Below are 15,946 nucleotides of genomic sequence, written 5' to 3' on the forward strand. Positions count from 1 at the left end.
ATTGCCGGCCAGCGGCCGGCACTACCGGGGATCGGAGAACGGGGTCGGATCGCAGGATCCGACCCCGTCATGTTTCACCCCACCGCCCTTGGCTTGGCCACCCGTGCCGCGAAGGTCGGCAGCACCAGCAGGGTCAGCACGGTGGCGGTGATCAGGCCACCGATCACCACCGTCGCCAGCGGTTTCTGCACCTCCGCACCGGAGCCACTGGCAATCGCCATCGGAATGAAACCGACGATCGCCACCAGCGCCGTGGTCAGCACCGCGCGGATGCGGCTCGACGCACCGTTGATCGCCGCCTGCAGCGGCAGGTCGCCGGCATCCAGGCGCTCGCGGATCGCCTGCATCAGCACCAGACCGTTCAAGGTGGCCACGCCGGAGACGGCGATGAAGCCGACCGCCGCCGACACCGAGAACGGCATGCCACGCAGCAGCAGCGCGAGAATGCCGCCGACCAGCGCCAACGGCACGCAGCTGAATACCAGAATGGCTTCCTTGCCGCTGCGCAGGGCCATGAACAGCAGGCTGCCGATCAGCAGGAACACCACCGGCACCACCGTTGCCAGCCGCTTCTCGGCGCGCTGCAGGTTCTCGAACTGGCCACCCCAGGTCAGGTAGGCGCCTGGCGGCAGCGCCACGTCGGCCACCGCCGCCTGTGCCTCGCCGACGAAGCCGCCCAGGTCACGACCGCGAACGTTGGCCTGCACCACCACGCGGCGGCTGCCGTTGTTGCGGCTGATCTGGTTCGGCCCTTCGCTGACCGTGATGCGCGCGACCGACGACAGCGGAATCACCAGTCCTGACGGCGTAGCGATCGGCAGTGACGCCAGCTGGTCCGGATCGTTGCGCGAGGCATCGTCCAGGCGCACCACCACGTTGAAGCGGCGATCACCTTCGAAGATCTTGCCGGCCGCCGTGCCACCAATGCCGGTGGACAGCGCATCACTCACGTCCGCGGCGGTCAGCCCGTACTGCGCTGCCGCCACATGATCGATCGCCACGTTGAGTGTGGGCAGGCCGGAGATCTGTTCCACCCGCACGTCGGCCGCGCCATCCACCGCGCGCAGCTTCAGTGCCACCTGGTCGGCCACCTTCTGCAGCTGGCTGAAGTCATCGCCGAAGATCATCACCGCCAGGTCGGTACGCACGCCGGAAATCAGCTCGTTGAAGCGCAGCTCGATCGGCTGGCTGAACTCGAAGCTGTTGCCCAGCTGCTGCCCGGCCAGCGTTTCGAAGCGTGCCACCAGCGCGTCCTTGCCCAGCGTCGGATCCGGCCAGTCCTTGCGTGGCTTCAGCACGATCACGCTGTCGGAGATGTTGGTCGGCATCGGGTCGATGGCCGCCTCGGCGGTACCGGTGCGCGAGAACACGGTTTCTACTTCCGGCTGCTTGGCAATCGCCTTTTCCAGTGCCAGCTGCATCGCCAGCGACTGCTCCAGCGAAGTCGACGGCACGCGCAGGGCCTGCATCGCCACGTTGCCTTCGTCCAGCGTCGGCATGAACTCGCGGCCCAGCAGCGAGAACGAACCGATGCCCACCACCACCATCATCACCGCACCGGCCAGCACCGTGCGCGGATGCGCCACGGCCTTGCGCACCACCGGCTCGATGCGTGCGCGCAGCACGCGGATCAGCTTGGTCTCGTGCTCGCCATCATCGGCATGCGCATCGCCGTCCTTCACCTTCGGCTCGCGCACCAGCAGCGCGGCCATTGCCGGCACGAAGGTGAAGGAGAAGATGAAGGCACCGACCAGGGCCAGCATGAAGGTGGCCGCCATCGGGTGGAAGGTCTTGCCCTCCACGCCTTCCAGGGTGAGGATCGGCGCGAACACCAGCAGGATGATCAGCTGTCCGAACGCTGCCGGCCGCGCCATTTTCATGGCCGAATCGGCGGCCACGCGCAGGCGTTCCATCGCGGTCAGCGCACGACCCAGCTCGGTGCGGCGCTGGCCCAGCATCAGCAGCGTCGATTCGACCACGATCACCGCACCGTCCACCAGGATGCCGAAGTCCAGCGCACCCAGGCTCATCAGGTTGCCGCTGATGCCGAAGCGGTTCATGCCGATCACCGCGAACAGGAACGACAGCGGAATCACCAGCGCGGTGATCGTCGCTGCACGCAGGTTGCCCAGCAGCAGGAACAGCACCACCACCACCAGCAGCGCGCCTTCGGTGAGGTTCTTGGCCACGGTCTTGATGGTGGAATTGACCAGCACGCTGCGGTCCAGCACCGGTGCCGCCACGATGTCGGCCGGCAGCGACGTGTTCACCTGCTCCAGGCGCGCGGCGGCGGCCTGCGCCACGGTGCGGCTGTTGCCGCCGGCGATCATCAGTGCGGTACCCAGCACGGCTTCATGGCCATTGCGGCTGGCCGCACCCAGGCGCGGCGCGCGGCTCAGCTCGACCTCGGCCACATCGGCCACGCGCACCACCACGCCATTGCGGGTGGCTACCGGGGCCTGTGCCAGGTCCTCGGTGGTCAGCGCCAGGCCATCGGCACGCACCACCAGGCCTTCGCCTGCACGCTGCACGAAACCGGCACCGGCCTGCACGTTGGAGCGCTGCAGGGCAGTGACCAGATCGGCCAGGCCAAGGCCGTGCGCGGCCAGCCGGGCGCTGTCCGGATGCACACCATATTCCTTGACGTAGCCGCCGACCGTATCGACGCCGGCCAGCCCCGGGCTGGAACGCATCTGCGGCGCGATGATCCAGTCCTGCACGGTGCGCAGGTAGGTGGCACGTTCTTCCGGCGTGCGCAACAGGTTGCCTTCCGGCGTGCGGTAGACCTCACCGGCCTGCCAGCCGGCTTCACCGGGCTTGGCCAGCCTGGCTGGATCGAACGTGGTGAAGTCCACCGTCCACATCAGCACTTCGCCGAGGCCGGTGGTGACCGGCGACAGCATCGGCGACGCGCCATCGGGCAGGTCTTCCGAAGCCTCGCGCATGCGCTCGGCCACCTGCTGGCGGGCGAAGTAGATGTCGGTGGCATCGGTGAAGATCGCGGTGACCTGCGAGAAGCCATTGCGCGACAGCGAACGCGTGGTGGTCAGGCCGGGAATGCCGGCCAGCGCGGTTTCCAGCGGGTAGGTCACCTGCCGCTCGATCTGCTCCGGGGTCAGCGCCGGTGCCACCGTGTTGATCTGCACCTGGCGGTTGGTGATGTCCGGCACCGCGTCGATCGGCAGCTTGCCCAGCTGGAACAGGCCCACGGCAGCGATCAGCGCCGCCATGAACACCACCAGCCAGCGGTGGCGCACCGCTGTTTCAATGATCAGCTTGAACATGGTCGCCTCCTCAGTGGCCGTGCTCGGCTTCGCCCTTGGCCAGTTCGGCCTTGAGCAGGAAGGCGTTGGCGCCGACGATGCGCTCGCTGCCGGTCAGCCCGCCGAGGATCTCGATGCGGTCGCCGGCCCGACGCCCGGCCAGTACCGGCTGTGCCTTGAAGCCGCCGTCGACGGCGACGAACACCGCGCTGCTGCCATCAACGTTCTGCACCGCATCGGCGGGCACGCTGAGCGAACCGTCCTGGCCCTCGGTGACCACCACCGCCGAAACCGGCGAACCGGCCGGCGGCAGCGAAGCGTCCACCGGCGTGGCGCGGATCACCGCCACACCGCCCTGCTGGCGCACATCGGCGGCCGAACCGGTAACGGTGGCGGTGAAGCTGCCACCCGGCACGCTCACTTCCAGCGTCATGCCCGGCGTGACCTGCGCGGCCAGCGCCGGCGGCGCGGTGAACACCAGCTCGTTCATCGCCGGATCGGCGACGTCGGCCACTGCGCTGCCGGCGGCGACCACGCCACCCGGGGTGACCTGCACGTTGCCGACGATGCCGGCCACCGGGCTGGTGATGCGCACGCGGCCACTGGCATCGGGCGCACCGTTGGCGGCGGCCTGGGCCTGCGCGGCGGCGGCCTGGGCCTGTGCTGCCAGCGAGCGGGCGCGCGAGGCTTCCAGCTCCTGGCGGGCGACCACGCCCTGGTCGACCAGTGCCTTGTCGCGGCCATAGGCCAGGCGCGCGGCCTCGGCTTCGGCCGACGCAGCCAGCGCATTGGCGCGGAACACCGCAGCTTCGCCACTGACCACGATGGCCAGCGCCTGGTTCTGCTTCACCGCCGTGCCCGGCGCGACCAGCACGCGTTCGACGCGGCCGGTCACCGTGGAGGCGACCGAGGCACGTGCGCCTACCGACGGTTCGACCCGGCCGGACAGGCGGGTCGAACCGCCACCGCCGCGGCCGACGGCGACCACCTCGATACCGGACGCCTTGATCTGTTCCGGGGTCAGCTGCACTACGCCTTCATCGGCGTCGGCGGGTGCTTTGGCCGCTTCTGCCTTGGCTTCCTTGCTGTCGGCGGCGTGGCCGTGGCCATCGTCGGTACCGGCCTTGGCGGCGGTGGCGTCGGCCGCTTCGGGCGTCTGCGCATTGCCGGCGCAGCCGGCCAGGAACACGGTCAGCAGGAGGCCGCCGATCAGGGGGAAGGAACGGGAGAGAGTCATGGGGCCTCCACAAAAGGTGCGCGCCCTTCCAGGCGGGCAAGATCGATTTCGGCGCCGACGCGCGACAGGCGCGCGTCCACGGCGGTGCCGCGGGCGGCGATGAGAGCGCTGCGCGTGCTGCGCAGTTCCAGCTGCGAGATGCGTCCGGCGTCGAAGCCGACGCGTGCGAGGCGATACGCCTCTTCGGCGGCGACCACGCTTTCATCGGCGGCGCGGGTACGGCTGCCGGCCGCCTTCAGCCCGGCCACGGCGGACAGGCGTTCGGCCTCGCTGTCGCGGCGCTGCTGGTCCAGGCGTGCCTCGGCCGCGCGCTGGTCGGCATTGGCGGCGCGGATGCCACCGCGGTTGCGGTCGAACAGCGGGATGCTGAGGCTGACCCCGAGGTTGTAGGCACGCTCGCCACCTTCGCGGAAGCGGGTCTGCGCGGCAGTGACGCTGAGGTCGGGCAGGGCGCGCTTGCGCTCCACCTCGACCAGCTTGCCGGCCGCATCGGCTTCCGCTTCTGCGATACGCACCGCCAGTGCGGCGTCGGTGGCGCCACGCGGCAGCGGCGGGGCACGGTCGAGCAGGCTGTTGTCGATCGACTGCACCGGCGCATCCAGCAACGCCGCACCGGCCAGCCGCGCCAGCGCGGCATCGCGGAACGCCTGTGCTTCATCCAGCGACGCGGTGGCATTGGCCACTTCGCTCTGCGCCTGCACCGCGCGCAGCTGCGGTTCGCGGCCCTGCTTGACCATCGCGTTGACGGCGGCCGCATCATCGCGGGTCAGCGCGAGCGCTTCGCTGGCGAGGGTGTAACGACGCAATGCACTTTCCGCCTGTGCGTAGACCACCGCCAGTTGACTGGCGACATCACTGCGGCTCTGCGAACCACGCAGGGCAGCGGCCTGTGCCTCGGCACGGGCGGCCCGGACGCGCGCGCCACGCTGGCCCCAGACCTCCAGCGGCTGGGACAGGGTGAGCACGGTGTCGGCCTTGCCCATGCCACGGTAGGTGCCAGAGCCCCAGGCGTTTTCGGCCGAGTAGGAAAGGGAGGGGTTGGGTAGCGCACGGGCCTGGTCGGCGCGCGCATCGGCGGCCTCGGCCAGTGCCGTGCCCACACGGGTGCCGGGCAGCTGGTCCAGGCGTTCAAGCAGGGTGTCGTAGGAGGGGGCGGCTTGCGCCATCACCGATGCGGCCGGGGCCAGGCCCAGCAGCACAGCGACGACCAGCCCGGCCGCGCGCGGCGACCGAGGTGTCAGGATCGACATAGGGGGATTCCGGTTGTGAGTGAAACGGGAGCCCGCAATCGCGGGACGCGCTCAACTCACGCCCGGGGAGGACGCGTCAATTCATCCTGGGCGACCGCATAGGTCGCCGCATCGCCTGCATTCATCCAGCGCGCCGGCAGTGGCGCGCCGAAGGCGGCAAGCGTGTGTGCCGGCAGGCTCAGGTTGGAGTGGTGGCAGTGGTTGTGGCCACAGGCACCGACATGCTTGCCATCGGAATCGCCATCGGCATCCGGCGCGGATTCCACGTGCACCGTGCTGGCGTGCGGTTCCACCGTGCACGCCAGCGCGTCGGCCACCGGCACGACCACGAACGCCGCCATCAGCAGCATCAGCAGGTACGAGCGAAGGTGGCGGGAGATCCGGCGCATGAAGGGGAGGCTAGCAAGCGGTTTTCGCCGGATACAATATCAATGGCCGCTTCGGGAATTCGTCGGAATCTCCCGTTCAGGTGGGCGATCCTGCGGGCCTCCTGCCCTGGTGGATGCTGACCTCCTGCCCTGATAGATGCCGACCTCCTGCCCTGGTAGGTGCCGACCTCCTGCCCTGGTGGGTGTCGACCTTGGTCGACACGCCTTTCGATGCTGCCGGCCAGCGGCCGGCACTACCGGTCTGCGGGCAGCTTCGCGATCACCTTGATCTCGAACTGGAACCCGTACAGCCAGGTCACGCCGATGCCGGTCAGGGTCGGGTGTGGCGCCTCGCCCCAGTACTCGGGCACGATCGCCCACGCCTTCTCGAAGTTCTTCTCGGGGTCGACCAGGAACACGGTCACGTCGATCACGTCATCGAACGTGCAGCCTGCGGCAGCCAACACCGCGTTGAGGTTGTCGAAGGCGCGGCGCACCTGCGCTTCGAAGTCCGGCTCGGGCGAGCCGTCCTCGCGGCTGCCGACCTGGCCGGAGACGAACAGGAGGCCATTGGAACGGATCGCCGGCGAGTAGCGGTTGCGCTCGTACAGGGCCTGGCGGCCGGTGGGGAAAACGACATCACGCTGTGACATGGGAAGGGATCGGTTGGGAAGAACGCCATCGTCCGCCCCTTCGCTGTCTGGATAAACCGCGATGATCGGCCTAGATTGGTTGCCAATCCCAAACAATAACGGCCTGTCATGGACCGCTTCGAGGCGATGCGGGCGTTTGCCCGGGTGGTGGAGACCGGCAGCTTCACCCGTGCCGCGCTCACGCTTCAGGTCAGCCGCACCACGGTCACCCAGCTGGTACAGCAGCTGGAGGCGCACCTGCGGCTCCGCCTGCTCAACCGCACCACCCGGCGTGTCAGCGTCACCGCCGATGGCGCGGCCTATTACCCGCGCATCGCCCGCCTGCTGGCCGAGCTGGAAGAGGTGGAGGGCGGGCTGGGCGATGCGGCCATCCAGCCGCGTGGGCGCCTGCGCGTGGATGTGCCCGGGCCGTACGCTCGGCTGCGGCTGGTGCCGGCGCTGCCGGATTTCCAGGCGCGCTACCCGGAGATCCAGCTGGACATCGGCGTGAGTGACCGCGAGGTCGATGTCATCGCTGACAACGTGGATTGCGTGATCCGTGGCGGCACCCCGGCCGACCCGGCGCTGGTGGCGCGGCCGCTCGGCGCGCTGCCGATCGGCTTCCACGCCAGCCCGGGCTACGTGCAGCGCTTCGGCCTGCCGGCCGATCCGCGCGCGCTGGAAGGGCCCGATCACCACATGGTCGGCTTCCTCAGCCCGCGCAGTGGCCGGGCCAGGGTGTTCAACGCTCAACGTGGCGATGAGCGCGTTGAGGTGCAGGGCCGTTACACGGTCGGCTTCGACGACGGTAACGCCTATCTGGCGGCTGCGTTGGCGGGTATGGGGGTGGTGGCGCTGCCCAGCTACATGGCCGCGCCGCACGTGGCACGTGGCGAGCTGTTGCCGGTGTTGCAGGACTGGCAGCTGCCATCGATGCCGATGCATGTGATGTTCCCGCCGAACCGGCACATGAGCCAGCGGCTGCGGGTGTTCATTGATTGGGTGGTGGAGGTGCTGGGTTGAGCATCTGCAACGTTTCCGAATCCACTCACGCTGCGGCACGTGCGAAAATCGCCACGGCACGCAACAGGAAACTTCATCACGCATGAGCCGCATCGTCGCACTGGATACCGAAACCACCGGCATCTCCCATCGGCTCGGCCATCGCGTGATCGAAATCGGTGCCGTTGAACTGATCGATGGCCAGCTCACCGGCCGCCAGTTCCACACCTACCTGCAGCCGCAGCGCAAGGTCGACTGGGGCGCACAGCGTGTGCATGGCATCAGCGATGCGATGCTGGTGGGCAAGCCGCTGTTCTCCAGCAAGGCCGCCGAACTGCTGGCGTTCCTGCGCGGCAGCGAAATGGTCGCGCACAACGCCACCTTCGACGTGGGTTTCCTGGACAACGAGCTGCGCCTGTCCGGCATTCCCGGCACGCTGGCCCAGCACTGCCGCATCACCTGCAGCCTGAAGCTGGCGCGCGGGCGCTGGCCCGGCCAGGGCAACAAGCTGGACGATGTACTGCAGCGCCTGCGCATTCCGGGCAACCGCGGCCTGCATGGCGCGTTGAAGGATGCCCATCTGCTGGCGCAGGTGATTCCGCACCTGCGTTGAGGCCCGCCGCCGGGCGTGTTCAGCCGCGGCCTGTGGGTAACTTGCGCAAGTGCTTGAACCCGTGCATAATGCGCGGCTCGCTGTGTCCGGTTTTCTACCGGGCGGCGCCCCCGGGAGCACGTCCCCGGCCGCCCAACGCCAGCGTAACCCTTTGATTCTCTTGACGTGTGGTGGGCAACCACCGAGGCCGCCGTCTCCCGGGCTACGGGCTGACACAACTTACTATCGAGGTGCGCCATGTCCCGCGTATGCCAGGTTTCCGGCAAGCGAGTGCAGACCGGTAACAACGTCTCGCACGCCAACAACAAGACCCGTCGTCGTTTCCTGCCCAACCTGCACGAGCGCCGCTTCTGGGTTGCCAGCGAGAACCGCTGGGTGAAGCTTCGTGTTTCCGCGCATGCACTGCGCACCATCGACAAGAACGGCATTGATTCCGTTCTGGCTGAGCTGCGTGCGCGCGGCGAAAAGGTCTGAGGAGTAGACGATCATGGCAGGCAAGCGCGATAAGGTCCGTATGATTTCGACCGCCGGTACCGGTCACTTCTACACGACTGACAAGAACAAGAAGAACACCCCGGGGAAGATGGAATTCTCCAAGTACGATCCGGTCGTGCGCAAGCACGTCCCGTACAAGGAAGGCAAGATCAAGTAATCTGCAAGGATTGCTGGTCCCCGCGAAGAAACCCGCCCTTGTGGCGGGTTTTTTCATGTCTGGCATCCAGGTGGTGGGTACTTCCTGCACTGCCGTGGTGGGTGCCGACCGTTGGTCGGCACGCTGTCCCCACACCCGGTAGGTGTCGACCTTGGTCGGCACACTGTCCCCCACACCCGGTAGGTGTCGACCTTGGTCGGCACGCTGGTTCAAAGCAGTCGAGCAAGCTCGACTCTACACACCCTGCTGGGCAGAATGGCCCATCACCTCCCGACGGGCGACGCGATGCTGTTCGAGTGGTTGCTGGGTTCGTACCTGCTGCTGATCGACTGGCTGATCCGGCTGGTCGCGCTGTGCTGGATCCCCACCCGCACCACACCGGGGGCGGCGCGCAGCTGGCTGCTGCTGGTCGGCTTCGTGCCGCTGCTGGGCCTGCCGCTGTACCTGCTGTTCGGCCACCCGTGGCTATCGCGCGAGCGCATCCGCCGCCAGGCCGAGGCCTCGCAGGTCATCCGCGAGGAACAGGCACTGCAGCACCGCCTGCGCTGGACCCCGCAACCGGACACCGCCTGCGCCGAGATCGTGCCGCTGGTGCAGCGCCAGGGTGATTTCATGCCGGTGCACGGCAACGCGGTGGACCTGCTGACCGACTACGACGAATCGCTGCACACGCTGATCGCCGACATCGACCAGGCCGAAGACCGCGTGCACCTGCTGTACTACCTGATGTTCGACGACGCGGTGGGCGAGGCGGTGGTCGAGGCGCTGCAGCGTGCGGCCGCGCGCGGCGTGCAGTGCCGCGTGCTGCTCGATGCGGTGGGCGCCAAGCGCGGCCTGCGCGCCTATCGCAAGCGCCTGCAAGCGCGCGACATCGAAGTGCGCGCGATGCTGCCCGGCGGCCTGCGCTGGCGGCGCAGCGGGCGCATGGACCTGCGCAACCACCGCAAGATCGCGGTGATCGACAACGAGGTGGCCTACGTTGGTTCGCAGAACCTGGCCGGCCCCGGCTTCGTGCCCGGCCACCCGAACCGCGAGCTGGTGGCGCGCGTGCGTGGCCCGGCGGTGGCGCACCTGGAAGCGGTGTTCGCCAGCGACTGGTACATGGAAACCGGCCAGCGCCTGGATGTGATCGCCGATGTGCCCGAGTGCAGCGATGACATCGCCACCCAGCTGCTGCCCAGCGGTCCGGCATATCCCTATAGCAACGCGCGTGATGCGGTGGCGGCACTGATCCACCTGGCGCGGCGCCGGCTGGTGATGGTCACCCCGTACTTCGTACCCGACGAAGCCACGCTGAGCGCGCTGCGCATCGCGGCGTTGTCCGGCGTGCAGGTGCAGCTGATCCTGTCGGCCAGCAACAATCAGCGGCTGACCTCGTGGGCGCAGGAGGCGTACTACGACGAGCTGCTGCGCTGTGGCGTGCGCATCGCCCTGTACGAACCGCAGTTCCTGCACGCCAAGCACATGAGCGTGGACGAGGACATCGCCGTGCTTGGCTCGATCAACATGGATATCCGCTCGTTCGCGCTGAATGCCGAAATCGGCCTGATCTGCTACGACCGCGCGCTGGTCCAGCAGCTGTGCGCGATCGAGGACGGCTACCTGCGCGAGTCACGGCAGCTGGACCTGCAGCAGTGGCGCAGCCGCCCGACGTGGCGGCGCAGCCGCGAAGGCATCGCACGGCTGGCCGATGCGTTGATGTGAGGAAGGCTAGCGAAGAACCGTTGCTAGATTCATTGAACATTATGTTGACAGGGAGCTATGGCCGTCATGAGCAATGAAAATCATGGACTGCAAATACTCGATGAAGGCGGAAATTTGCTCATTGAGGTTGGGCCATATGTTGTTGATGACGTGCAGGGCTTTGCTGCTGCCGTAGGGGCTGTCGCGTCGACCTGGGCTCAAACAGAGATCAATCTCTATTGCCTGTTTGCAGTACTGTTGAACACGACGCCGGAGGTGGCAGAGGCGAGGCTCAAGAAGTACGGCACTGCCAAGAAGGTGACCGATGAAGCACGGAGGATCGCCGTCGGGAACTTGACTGGTGTGGAGCTGCAGATTGTCAACGAAGCCTTGGATTCACTGGACGCAGTTCGGCTCCTTCGCAATAGGGTTCAACATGACACTTGGGCACGAAAGGCAGCGGACAGAAAACGTCTCTACCGTGTTCACCGTGATCAATACCTTGCCTTTGCACTAAAGCTACTGAATGTCCAGCAACTGACTGGAACACCTGCTGAGAGCGAAGCAATCAGGGACGCCATGAGGTTCCCAGGGGAGATATCGGAGGGGTACTCCGTTCCAGAGGTCGAGAAAATCGCTAGGGATATCGATGGAGTCAGCAAGCTCTTGCTAAAGGCGATGTTCACCATCCGGATCAGTCAGGTGAGAGCATCTTCCTGAGCTAGGGCTCCCAGATTGCTGCCTCTTGCATTCTCCGGTTCCTTGGACTTCGAGATAAGGCTGTACCCATCCCGCCCGCTTCGGCACTCCGGCCTGTCATCGCCGATGGCCTACAATCGGCCCATGACTGATTCACCGCGTAATGGCGAACTGGACCTGGCGATCATCGGTGGTGGTGCGGCCGGGGTGCTGGTGGCGATCCAGGTATTGCACCAGGCCCGTGCGCCGCTGGCGCTGGCCATCTTCGAGCCGGCCTCGCAGCTGGCGCAGGGCATCGCCTATGCCACGCCGTGGCCGGAGCATCTGCTGAACGTGCCAGCGGCGAAGATGAGTGCGTTTGCCGACGCGCCCGGCGATTTCCTCGACTACCTGATGGCCGCCAACGCCTACCCGGGCGAGGCGCGCGAGGTGCTGGGCGAGCGCTACGTGTGCCGCCACTACTTCGCCGCCTACCTGCAGCAGCGCCTGCAGGACGCCGCCGCGGCCAGCCCGGCGCAGCTGCAGGTGATCGCGCAGCCGGTGCTGGGCCTGCAGCCGGATGACCATGGTTACCAACTGCAGCTGGGCGATGGCCAGACGCTGCACGCCGCACAGGCGGTGCTGGCCACCGGTAACAGCATGCGCCCGCTGCCGGTGGCCGGCGCCGATGCGCTGCCTGCCGACGATGTGATCGAGGCCTGGGACTACGACGGCGTACGCACCCTGGCCGGTGAGCAGGCCGTGGCCATTGTCGGTTCCGGCCTGAGCATGGCCGACACCGTGCTGGCGCTGGTCGCCGCTGGCCACACCGGTCCGCTGCACGTGATCTCGCGCCATGGCCTGCTGCCGTTGCCGCACGCGCACGGCGGCCTGCCGAGCTTCGACCCGGCCACGCTGCCGCCGATGAACCTGCGCCAGCGCCTGCGTGCGTTGCGCCAGTTTGCCGGGCAGGCACAGGCCGAAGGTATGCCGTGGCAGGGCGTGATGGACCGCATCCGTCCGCACGGGCAGGCACTGTGGTGCAGCCTCGATGAGGCCGACCAGCGCCGCTTCCTGCGCCATGTGGTGCGCTATTGGGACGTGCATCGCCATCGCATCGCCGAAGAAGTGGATTCGCAGTTGCAGGCGCTGCAGGACAGCGGCCAGCTGCGCATTCACCGCAGCCGCCTGCAACGCGTCTGGCGCGAGGGCGGCGCCGTGCAGCTGTCCGGCCGCGATGCCTCGGGCAATGAACAGCAGTGGACGATCGGCGGGGTGATCAACGCCACCGGCGTGGAAACCCGTGCCAGCGCGCTGCGCAATCCGTTGCTGCAGCAGCTGCAGGCCGATGGGCTGGCCCGCCCTGGCCCGCACGGGCTGGGCCTGGACAGCACGGTGCCGGGTGATCGCCTGTGTGCCACCGGCGGCCAGCCACAGGCACGATTGGGCGTGCTCGGCAGCCTGCGCATCGGCAGCTTGTGGGAAAGCCTGGCCGTGCCTGAACTGCGTCAGCAGGCGCACGCACTGGCCACCCAGGTGGTCGCAGGAGCCGCGACGGCGATGCCGTAAAATGGGGGCATGGATGTCTCCCACCTGCTTGATGGCCTGAACCCGGCCCAGCGCGAAGCCGTCTCCGCTCCCCCCGGCCACCACCTGGTGCTGGCCGGTGCCGGTTCCGGCAAGACCCGCGTACTCACCCACCGCATCGCCTGGCTGCATGAAGTCGATGGCGTGCCGACCCACGGCATTTTCGCGGTGACCTTCACCAACAAGGCGGCCGGCGAAATGCGCCACCGCATCGACGCGCAGCTGCCCAACGGCAGCCGCGGCATGTGGATCGGCACCTTCCACGGCCTGGCCAACCGCCTGCTGCGCCTGCACTGGCAGGACGCGAAGCTGCCCGAAGGCTTCCAGGTGATGGATTCGGACGACCAGCTGCGGCTGGTCAAGCGCGTGGTGCAGGCGCTGGAACTGGACGACGGCAAGTATCCGGCCAAGCAGATCGCGTGGTGGATCAACGCGCAGAAGGACGAAGGCCGCCGCCCGCAGCACATCCAGCCCGAACCGAACGACGCGTGGCTGGAAACCATGCGCCAGGCATATATCGAGTACCAGGCACGCTGCGACCGCGCCGGCCTGGTCGACTTCGCCGAGCTGCTGCTGCGCGCGCATGAGCTGCTGCGCGACAACCCGGCGTTGCTGTCGCATTACCGTGCCCGCTTCCGCGAGATCCTGGTGGACGAGTTCCAGGACACCAACGCCATCCAGTACGCCTTCGTGCGCGTGCTGGCCGGTGATTCCGGCCACGTGTTCGTGGTCGGTGACGACGACCAGGCCATCTATGGCTGGCGCGGTGCCAAGGTGGAGAACGTGCAGGGCTTCCTGCGTGACTTCCCGGGCGCGCAGACCATCCGCCTGGAACAGAACTACCGCTCCACCGCCAACATCCTCGGCGCCGCCAACGCGGTGATCGCGCACAACCCGGACCGCATCGGCAAGCAGCTGTGGACCGACAGCGGCGACGGCGAGCCGATCGACCTGTATGCCGCGTACAACGAGATGGACGAAGCGCGCTATATCGTCGAGCGCGCGCGCCAGTGGGTGCGCGACGGTGGCAGCTATACCGAAGTGGCCGTGCTCTACCGCAGCAACGCGCAGTCGCGCGCGCTGGAAGAAGCGCTGCTGAGCGAACAGGTGCCGTACCGCGTGTACGGCGGCATGCGCTTCTTCGAGCGTGCCGAAATCAAGGACGCACTGGCCTACCTGCGCCTGCTGTCCAACCGCAACGATGACGCGGCGTTCGAGCGCGCGGTCAACACGCCCACCCGTGGCATCGGCGACCGCACGCTGGACGAAGTGCGCCGCGAGGCGCGCGCGCAGGGTATCTCGCTGTGGGAAGCGACCATGCTGGTCACCCAGGGCAGCGCGCTGGCCGCACGTGCGCGCAATGCGCTGGCCGGCTTCCTGGTGCTGGTCAACGAGCTACAGGCGCAGACCCTGCACATGACCCTGGCCGAGCGCGTGGACCACGTGCTGGCCCGCTCGCAGCTGCGCGAGCACTGGAGCAAGGAAAGCCGCAACGCGCTGGATTCGGAATCGCGCACCGACAACCTCGACGAACTGGTCTCGGTGGCCTCGCGCTTCGTGCGCCGCGCCGACGACATCGAGGAAGTGGGCGAGGACATGGACGAGCTGGTCGCGTTCCTGGCCTATGCCGCGCTGGAGGCCGGTGAGGGCCAGGCGCAGGCGGGCGAGGACGGCGTGCAGCTGATGACCCTGCACTCGGCCAAGGGCCTGGAATTCCCGCTGGTGTTCCTGGCCGGCCTGGAAGAAGGCCTGTTCCCCAGTGCACGCTCGCTGGAGGAAAGCGGTCGGCTGGAAGAAGAGCGCCGCCTGGCCTACGTGGGCATCACCCGTGCGCGCCAGAAGCTGGTGCTGAGCTACGCCGAATCGCGCCGCATCCACGGCCAGGACAACTACAGCCTGCCGTCGCGCTTCCTGCGCGAGATCCCACGCGAGCTGCTGCACGAAGTCCGCCCGAAGGTGCAGGTCTCGCGGCCGGCCTCGCTGGGCAGCAGCCGGGTGATGGGCCATGCTTCGATCGAGGCACCGCCGCTCAAGCTCGGCGCACTGGTCACCCATCCCAAGTTCGGCGAAGGCATGGTGACCGACTACGAAGGCAGCGGCGCACACGCCCGCGTTCAGGTCGAATTCGCCGACGCCGGCAGCAAGTGGCTGGTGATGGCGTATGCCAACCTGACGGTGATCTGATCACCGTCAGGGGGCGGGAAGCCTGTAGAGCCGAGCCATGCTCGGCTGCTTCTGGCGGGAAGGCAGTCGAGCAAGCTATGCCGGTCGTCCTGACCGGCACCCTTCGGGCCGTCGCAAGCGACGTTGGCAGCGGCTCCTGCCGCTACCTTGGACTCTACAATGGGGCCTGACACCTTCCAGGAGCGCCCCCATGACAGAACCCACGCTGCACGTCACCGTGAAGTTGAACGCCCGGCTGCAGCCGGAGCACCGCCATGAACTGTTCGAGGATCCGCTCGATGCGCTGCTGCAGGCGGCCCAGGTGGGCGAGCTGACCGGCGGCGGGACCGCGATGTCCGACCTGGGTGAGGTCGAGTACGGCGATATCGAAGTAGCGCTGGTCGATGCCGCCGGCGTACCGAAGCTGATTGATCTGCTGGAGCAGCTGGGTGCACCGAAGGGCTCGCAGCTGCAGGGTGCGGGCGAGGCCGACCGCAGCTTCGGCGTGACCGAAGGCCTGGGCATCTACCTGGACGGGCTGACCCTGCCGGACGAAGTCTACGAGCAGTGCGATTCCAACCACGTGTTCGAACAGCTGTCGGAGAACATCGACGGCCTGGGCGAGATCTGCAGCTGGTGGCAGGGCCCGACCGAGACCGCGCTGTACATGTATGGCGAATCGTTCGAGGCAATGCGTGACGCGATCGCTGGATTCGTGGCCAGCTACCCGCTGTGCCAGAACGCACGCGTGGTGCAGATCGCCTGAACAAAGCAACGGTAGAGTCGAGGTTGCTCGACTGCTTCTACCCGCAAAGAAA

Annotated in this window: 14 protein-coding genes; 9 read left to right on the forward strand and 5 right to left on the reverse strand. The window is 67.5% G+C overall.

What is annotated here, in order from left to right:
- Positions 1–74: 74 nt before the first annotated feature.
- From QRO93_RS09890 to QRO93_RS09910, 5 genes are all read right to left on the reverse strand, one after another.
- Entirely contained in the window at positions 75–3,284 is a 3,210-nt protein-coding gene (locus tag QRO93_RS09890; RefSeq protein ID WP_180880055.1) for an efflux RND transporter permease subunit, read from the reverse strand.
- A gap of 10 nt (positions 3,285–3,294) precedes the next feature.
- Entirely contained in the window at positions 3,295–4,500 is a 1,206-nt protein-coding gene (locus tag QRO93_RS09895) for an efflux RND transporter periplasmic adaptor subunit (protein ID WP_053451162.1), read from the reverse strand.
- On the reverse strand, positions 4,497–5,750 hold the full coding sequence (locus QRO93_RS09900; protein WP_180880057.1) for a TolC family protein: 1,254 nt from the start codon (positions 5,748–5,750) through the stop codon (positions 4,497–4,499). Before QRO93_RS09900 ends, QRO93_RS09895 begins: the two co-directional genes overlap by 4 nt.
- Before the next feature lie 56 nt (positions 5,751–5,806).
- Positions 5,807–6,139, reverse strand: a complete 333-nt coding sequence (locus QRO93_RS09905) for a hypothetical protein (RefSeq protein WP_180880059.1) — start codon at positions 6,137–6,139, stop codon at positions 5,807–5,809.
- A 233-nt stretch (positions 6,140–6,372) separates the two neighbouring features.
- Positions 6,373–6,771, reverse strand: coding sequence for a RidA family protein (locus tag QRO93_RS09910; protein WP_180880061.1), 399 nt, complete (start codon positions 6,769–6,771; stop codon positions 6,373–6,375).
- A gap of 108 nt (positions 6,772–6,879) precedes the next feature.
- On the opposite strand from QRO93_RS09910, the gene QRO93_RS09915 reads away from it, so the two are divergent.
- From QRO93_RS09915 to QRO93_RS09955, 9 genes are all read left to right on the forward strand, one after another.
- Positions 6,880–7,773 carry a LysR family transcriptional regulator gene (locus tag QRO93_RS09915; protein WP_180880063.1) on the forward strand — a complete coding sequence of 298 codons (894 nt, stop codon included), beginning with the start codon at positions 6,880–6,882 and terminating at the stop codon, positions 7,771–7,773.
- Between the two features lie 82 nt (positions 7,774–7,855).
- Entirely contained in the window at positions 7,856–8,365 is a 510-nt protein-coding gene (gene dnaQ, locus QRO93_RS09920) for a DNA polymerase III subunit epsilon (protein WP_049456343.1), read from the forward strand.
- A 237-nt stretch (positions 8,366–8,602) separates the two neighbouring features.
- Entirely contained in the window at positions 8,603–8,839 is a 237-nt protein-coding gene (gene rpmB, locus QRO93_RS09925; RefSeq protein WP_005411638.1) for a 50S ribosomal protein L28, read from the forward strand.
- Between the two features lie 10 nt (positions 8,840–8,849).
- A complete protein-coding gene (gene rpmG, locus QRO93_RS09930) occupies positions 8,850–9,017 on the forward strand; it encodes a 50S ribosomal protein L33 (RefSeq protein ID WP_170272460.1) in 168 nt (55 codons plus the stop codon).
- A gap of 285 nt (positions 9,018–9,302) precedes the next feature.
- Positions 9,303–10,721, forward strand: a complete 1,419-nt coding sequence (cls, locus tag QRO93_RS09935; RefSeq protein WP_053451157.1) for a cardiolipin synthase — start codon at positions 9,303–9,305, stop codon at positions 10,719–10,721.
- A 66-nt stretch (positions 10,722–10,787) separates the two neighbouring features.
- Positions 10,788–11,420 (forward strand): hypothetical protein, encoded by a 633-nt coding sequence (locus tag QRO93_RS09940; RefSeq protein WP_180880065.1) that lies wholly within the window; start codon positions 10,788–10,790, stop codon positions 11,418–11,420.
- Positions 11,421–11,525: 105 nt separating this feature from the next.
- Positions 11,526–12,947, forward strand: coding sequence for an FAD/NAD(P)-binding protein (locus tag QRO93_RS09945; RefSeq protein ID WP_180880067.1), 1,422 nt, complete (start codon positions 11,526–11,528; stop codon positions 12,945–12,947).
- Between the two features lie 9 nt (positions 12,948–12,956).
- Positions 12,957–15,149 carry a DNA helicase II gene (gene uvrD, locus QRO93_RS09950; RefSeq protein WP_053451155.1) on the forward strand — a complete coding sequence of 731 codons (2,193 nt, stop codon included), beginning with the start codon at positions 12,957–12,959 and terminating at the stop codon, positions 15,147–15,149.
- A gap of 190 nt (positions 15,150–15,339) precedes the next feature.
- Positions 15,340–15,894, forward strand: a complete 555-nt coding sequence (locus QRO93_RS09955; RefSeq protein ID WP_164133252.1) for a hypothetical protein — start codon at positions 15,340–15,342, stop codon at positions 15,892–15,894.
- Positions 15,895–15,946 lie beyond the last annotated feature (52 nt).

The organism is Stenotrophomonas maltophilia group sp. Smal17 (assembly GCF_030237045.1).
Lineage (GTDB): Bacteria > Pseudomonadota > Gammaproteobacteria > Xanthomonadales > Xanthomonadaceae > Stenotrophomonas > Stenotrophomonas forensis.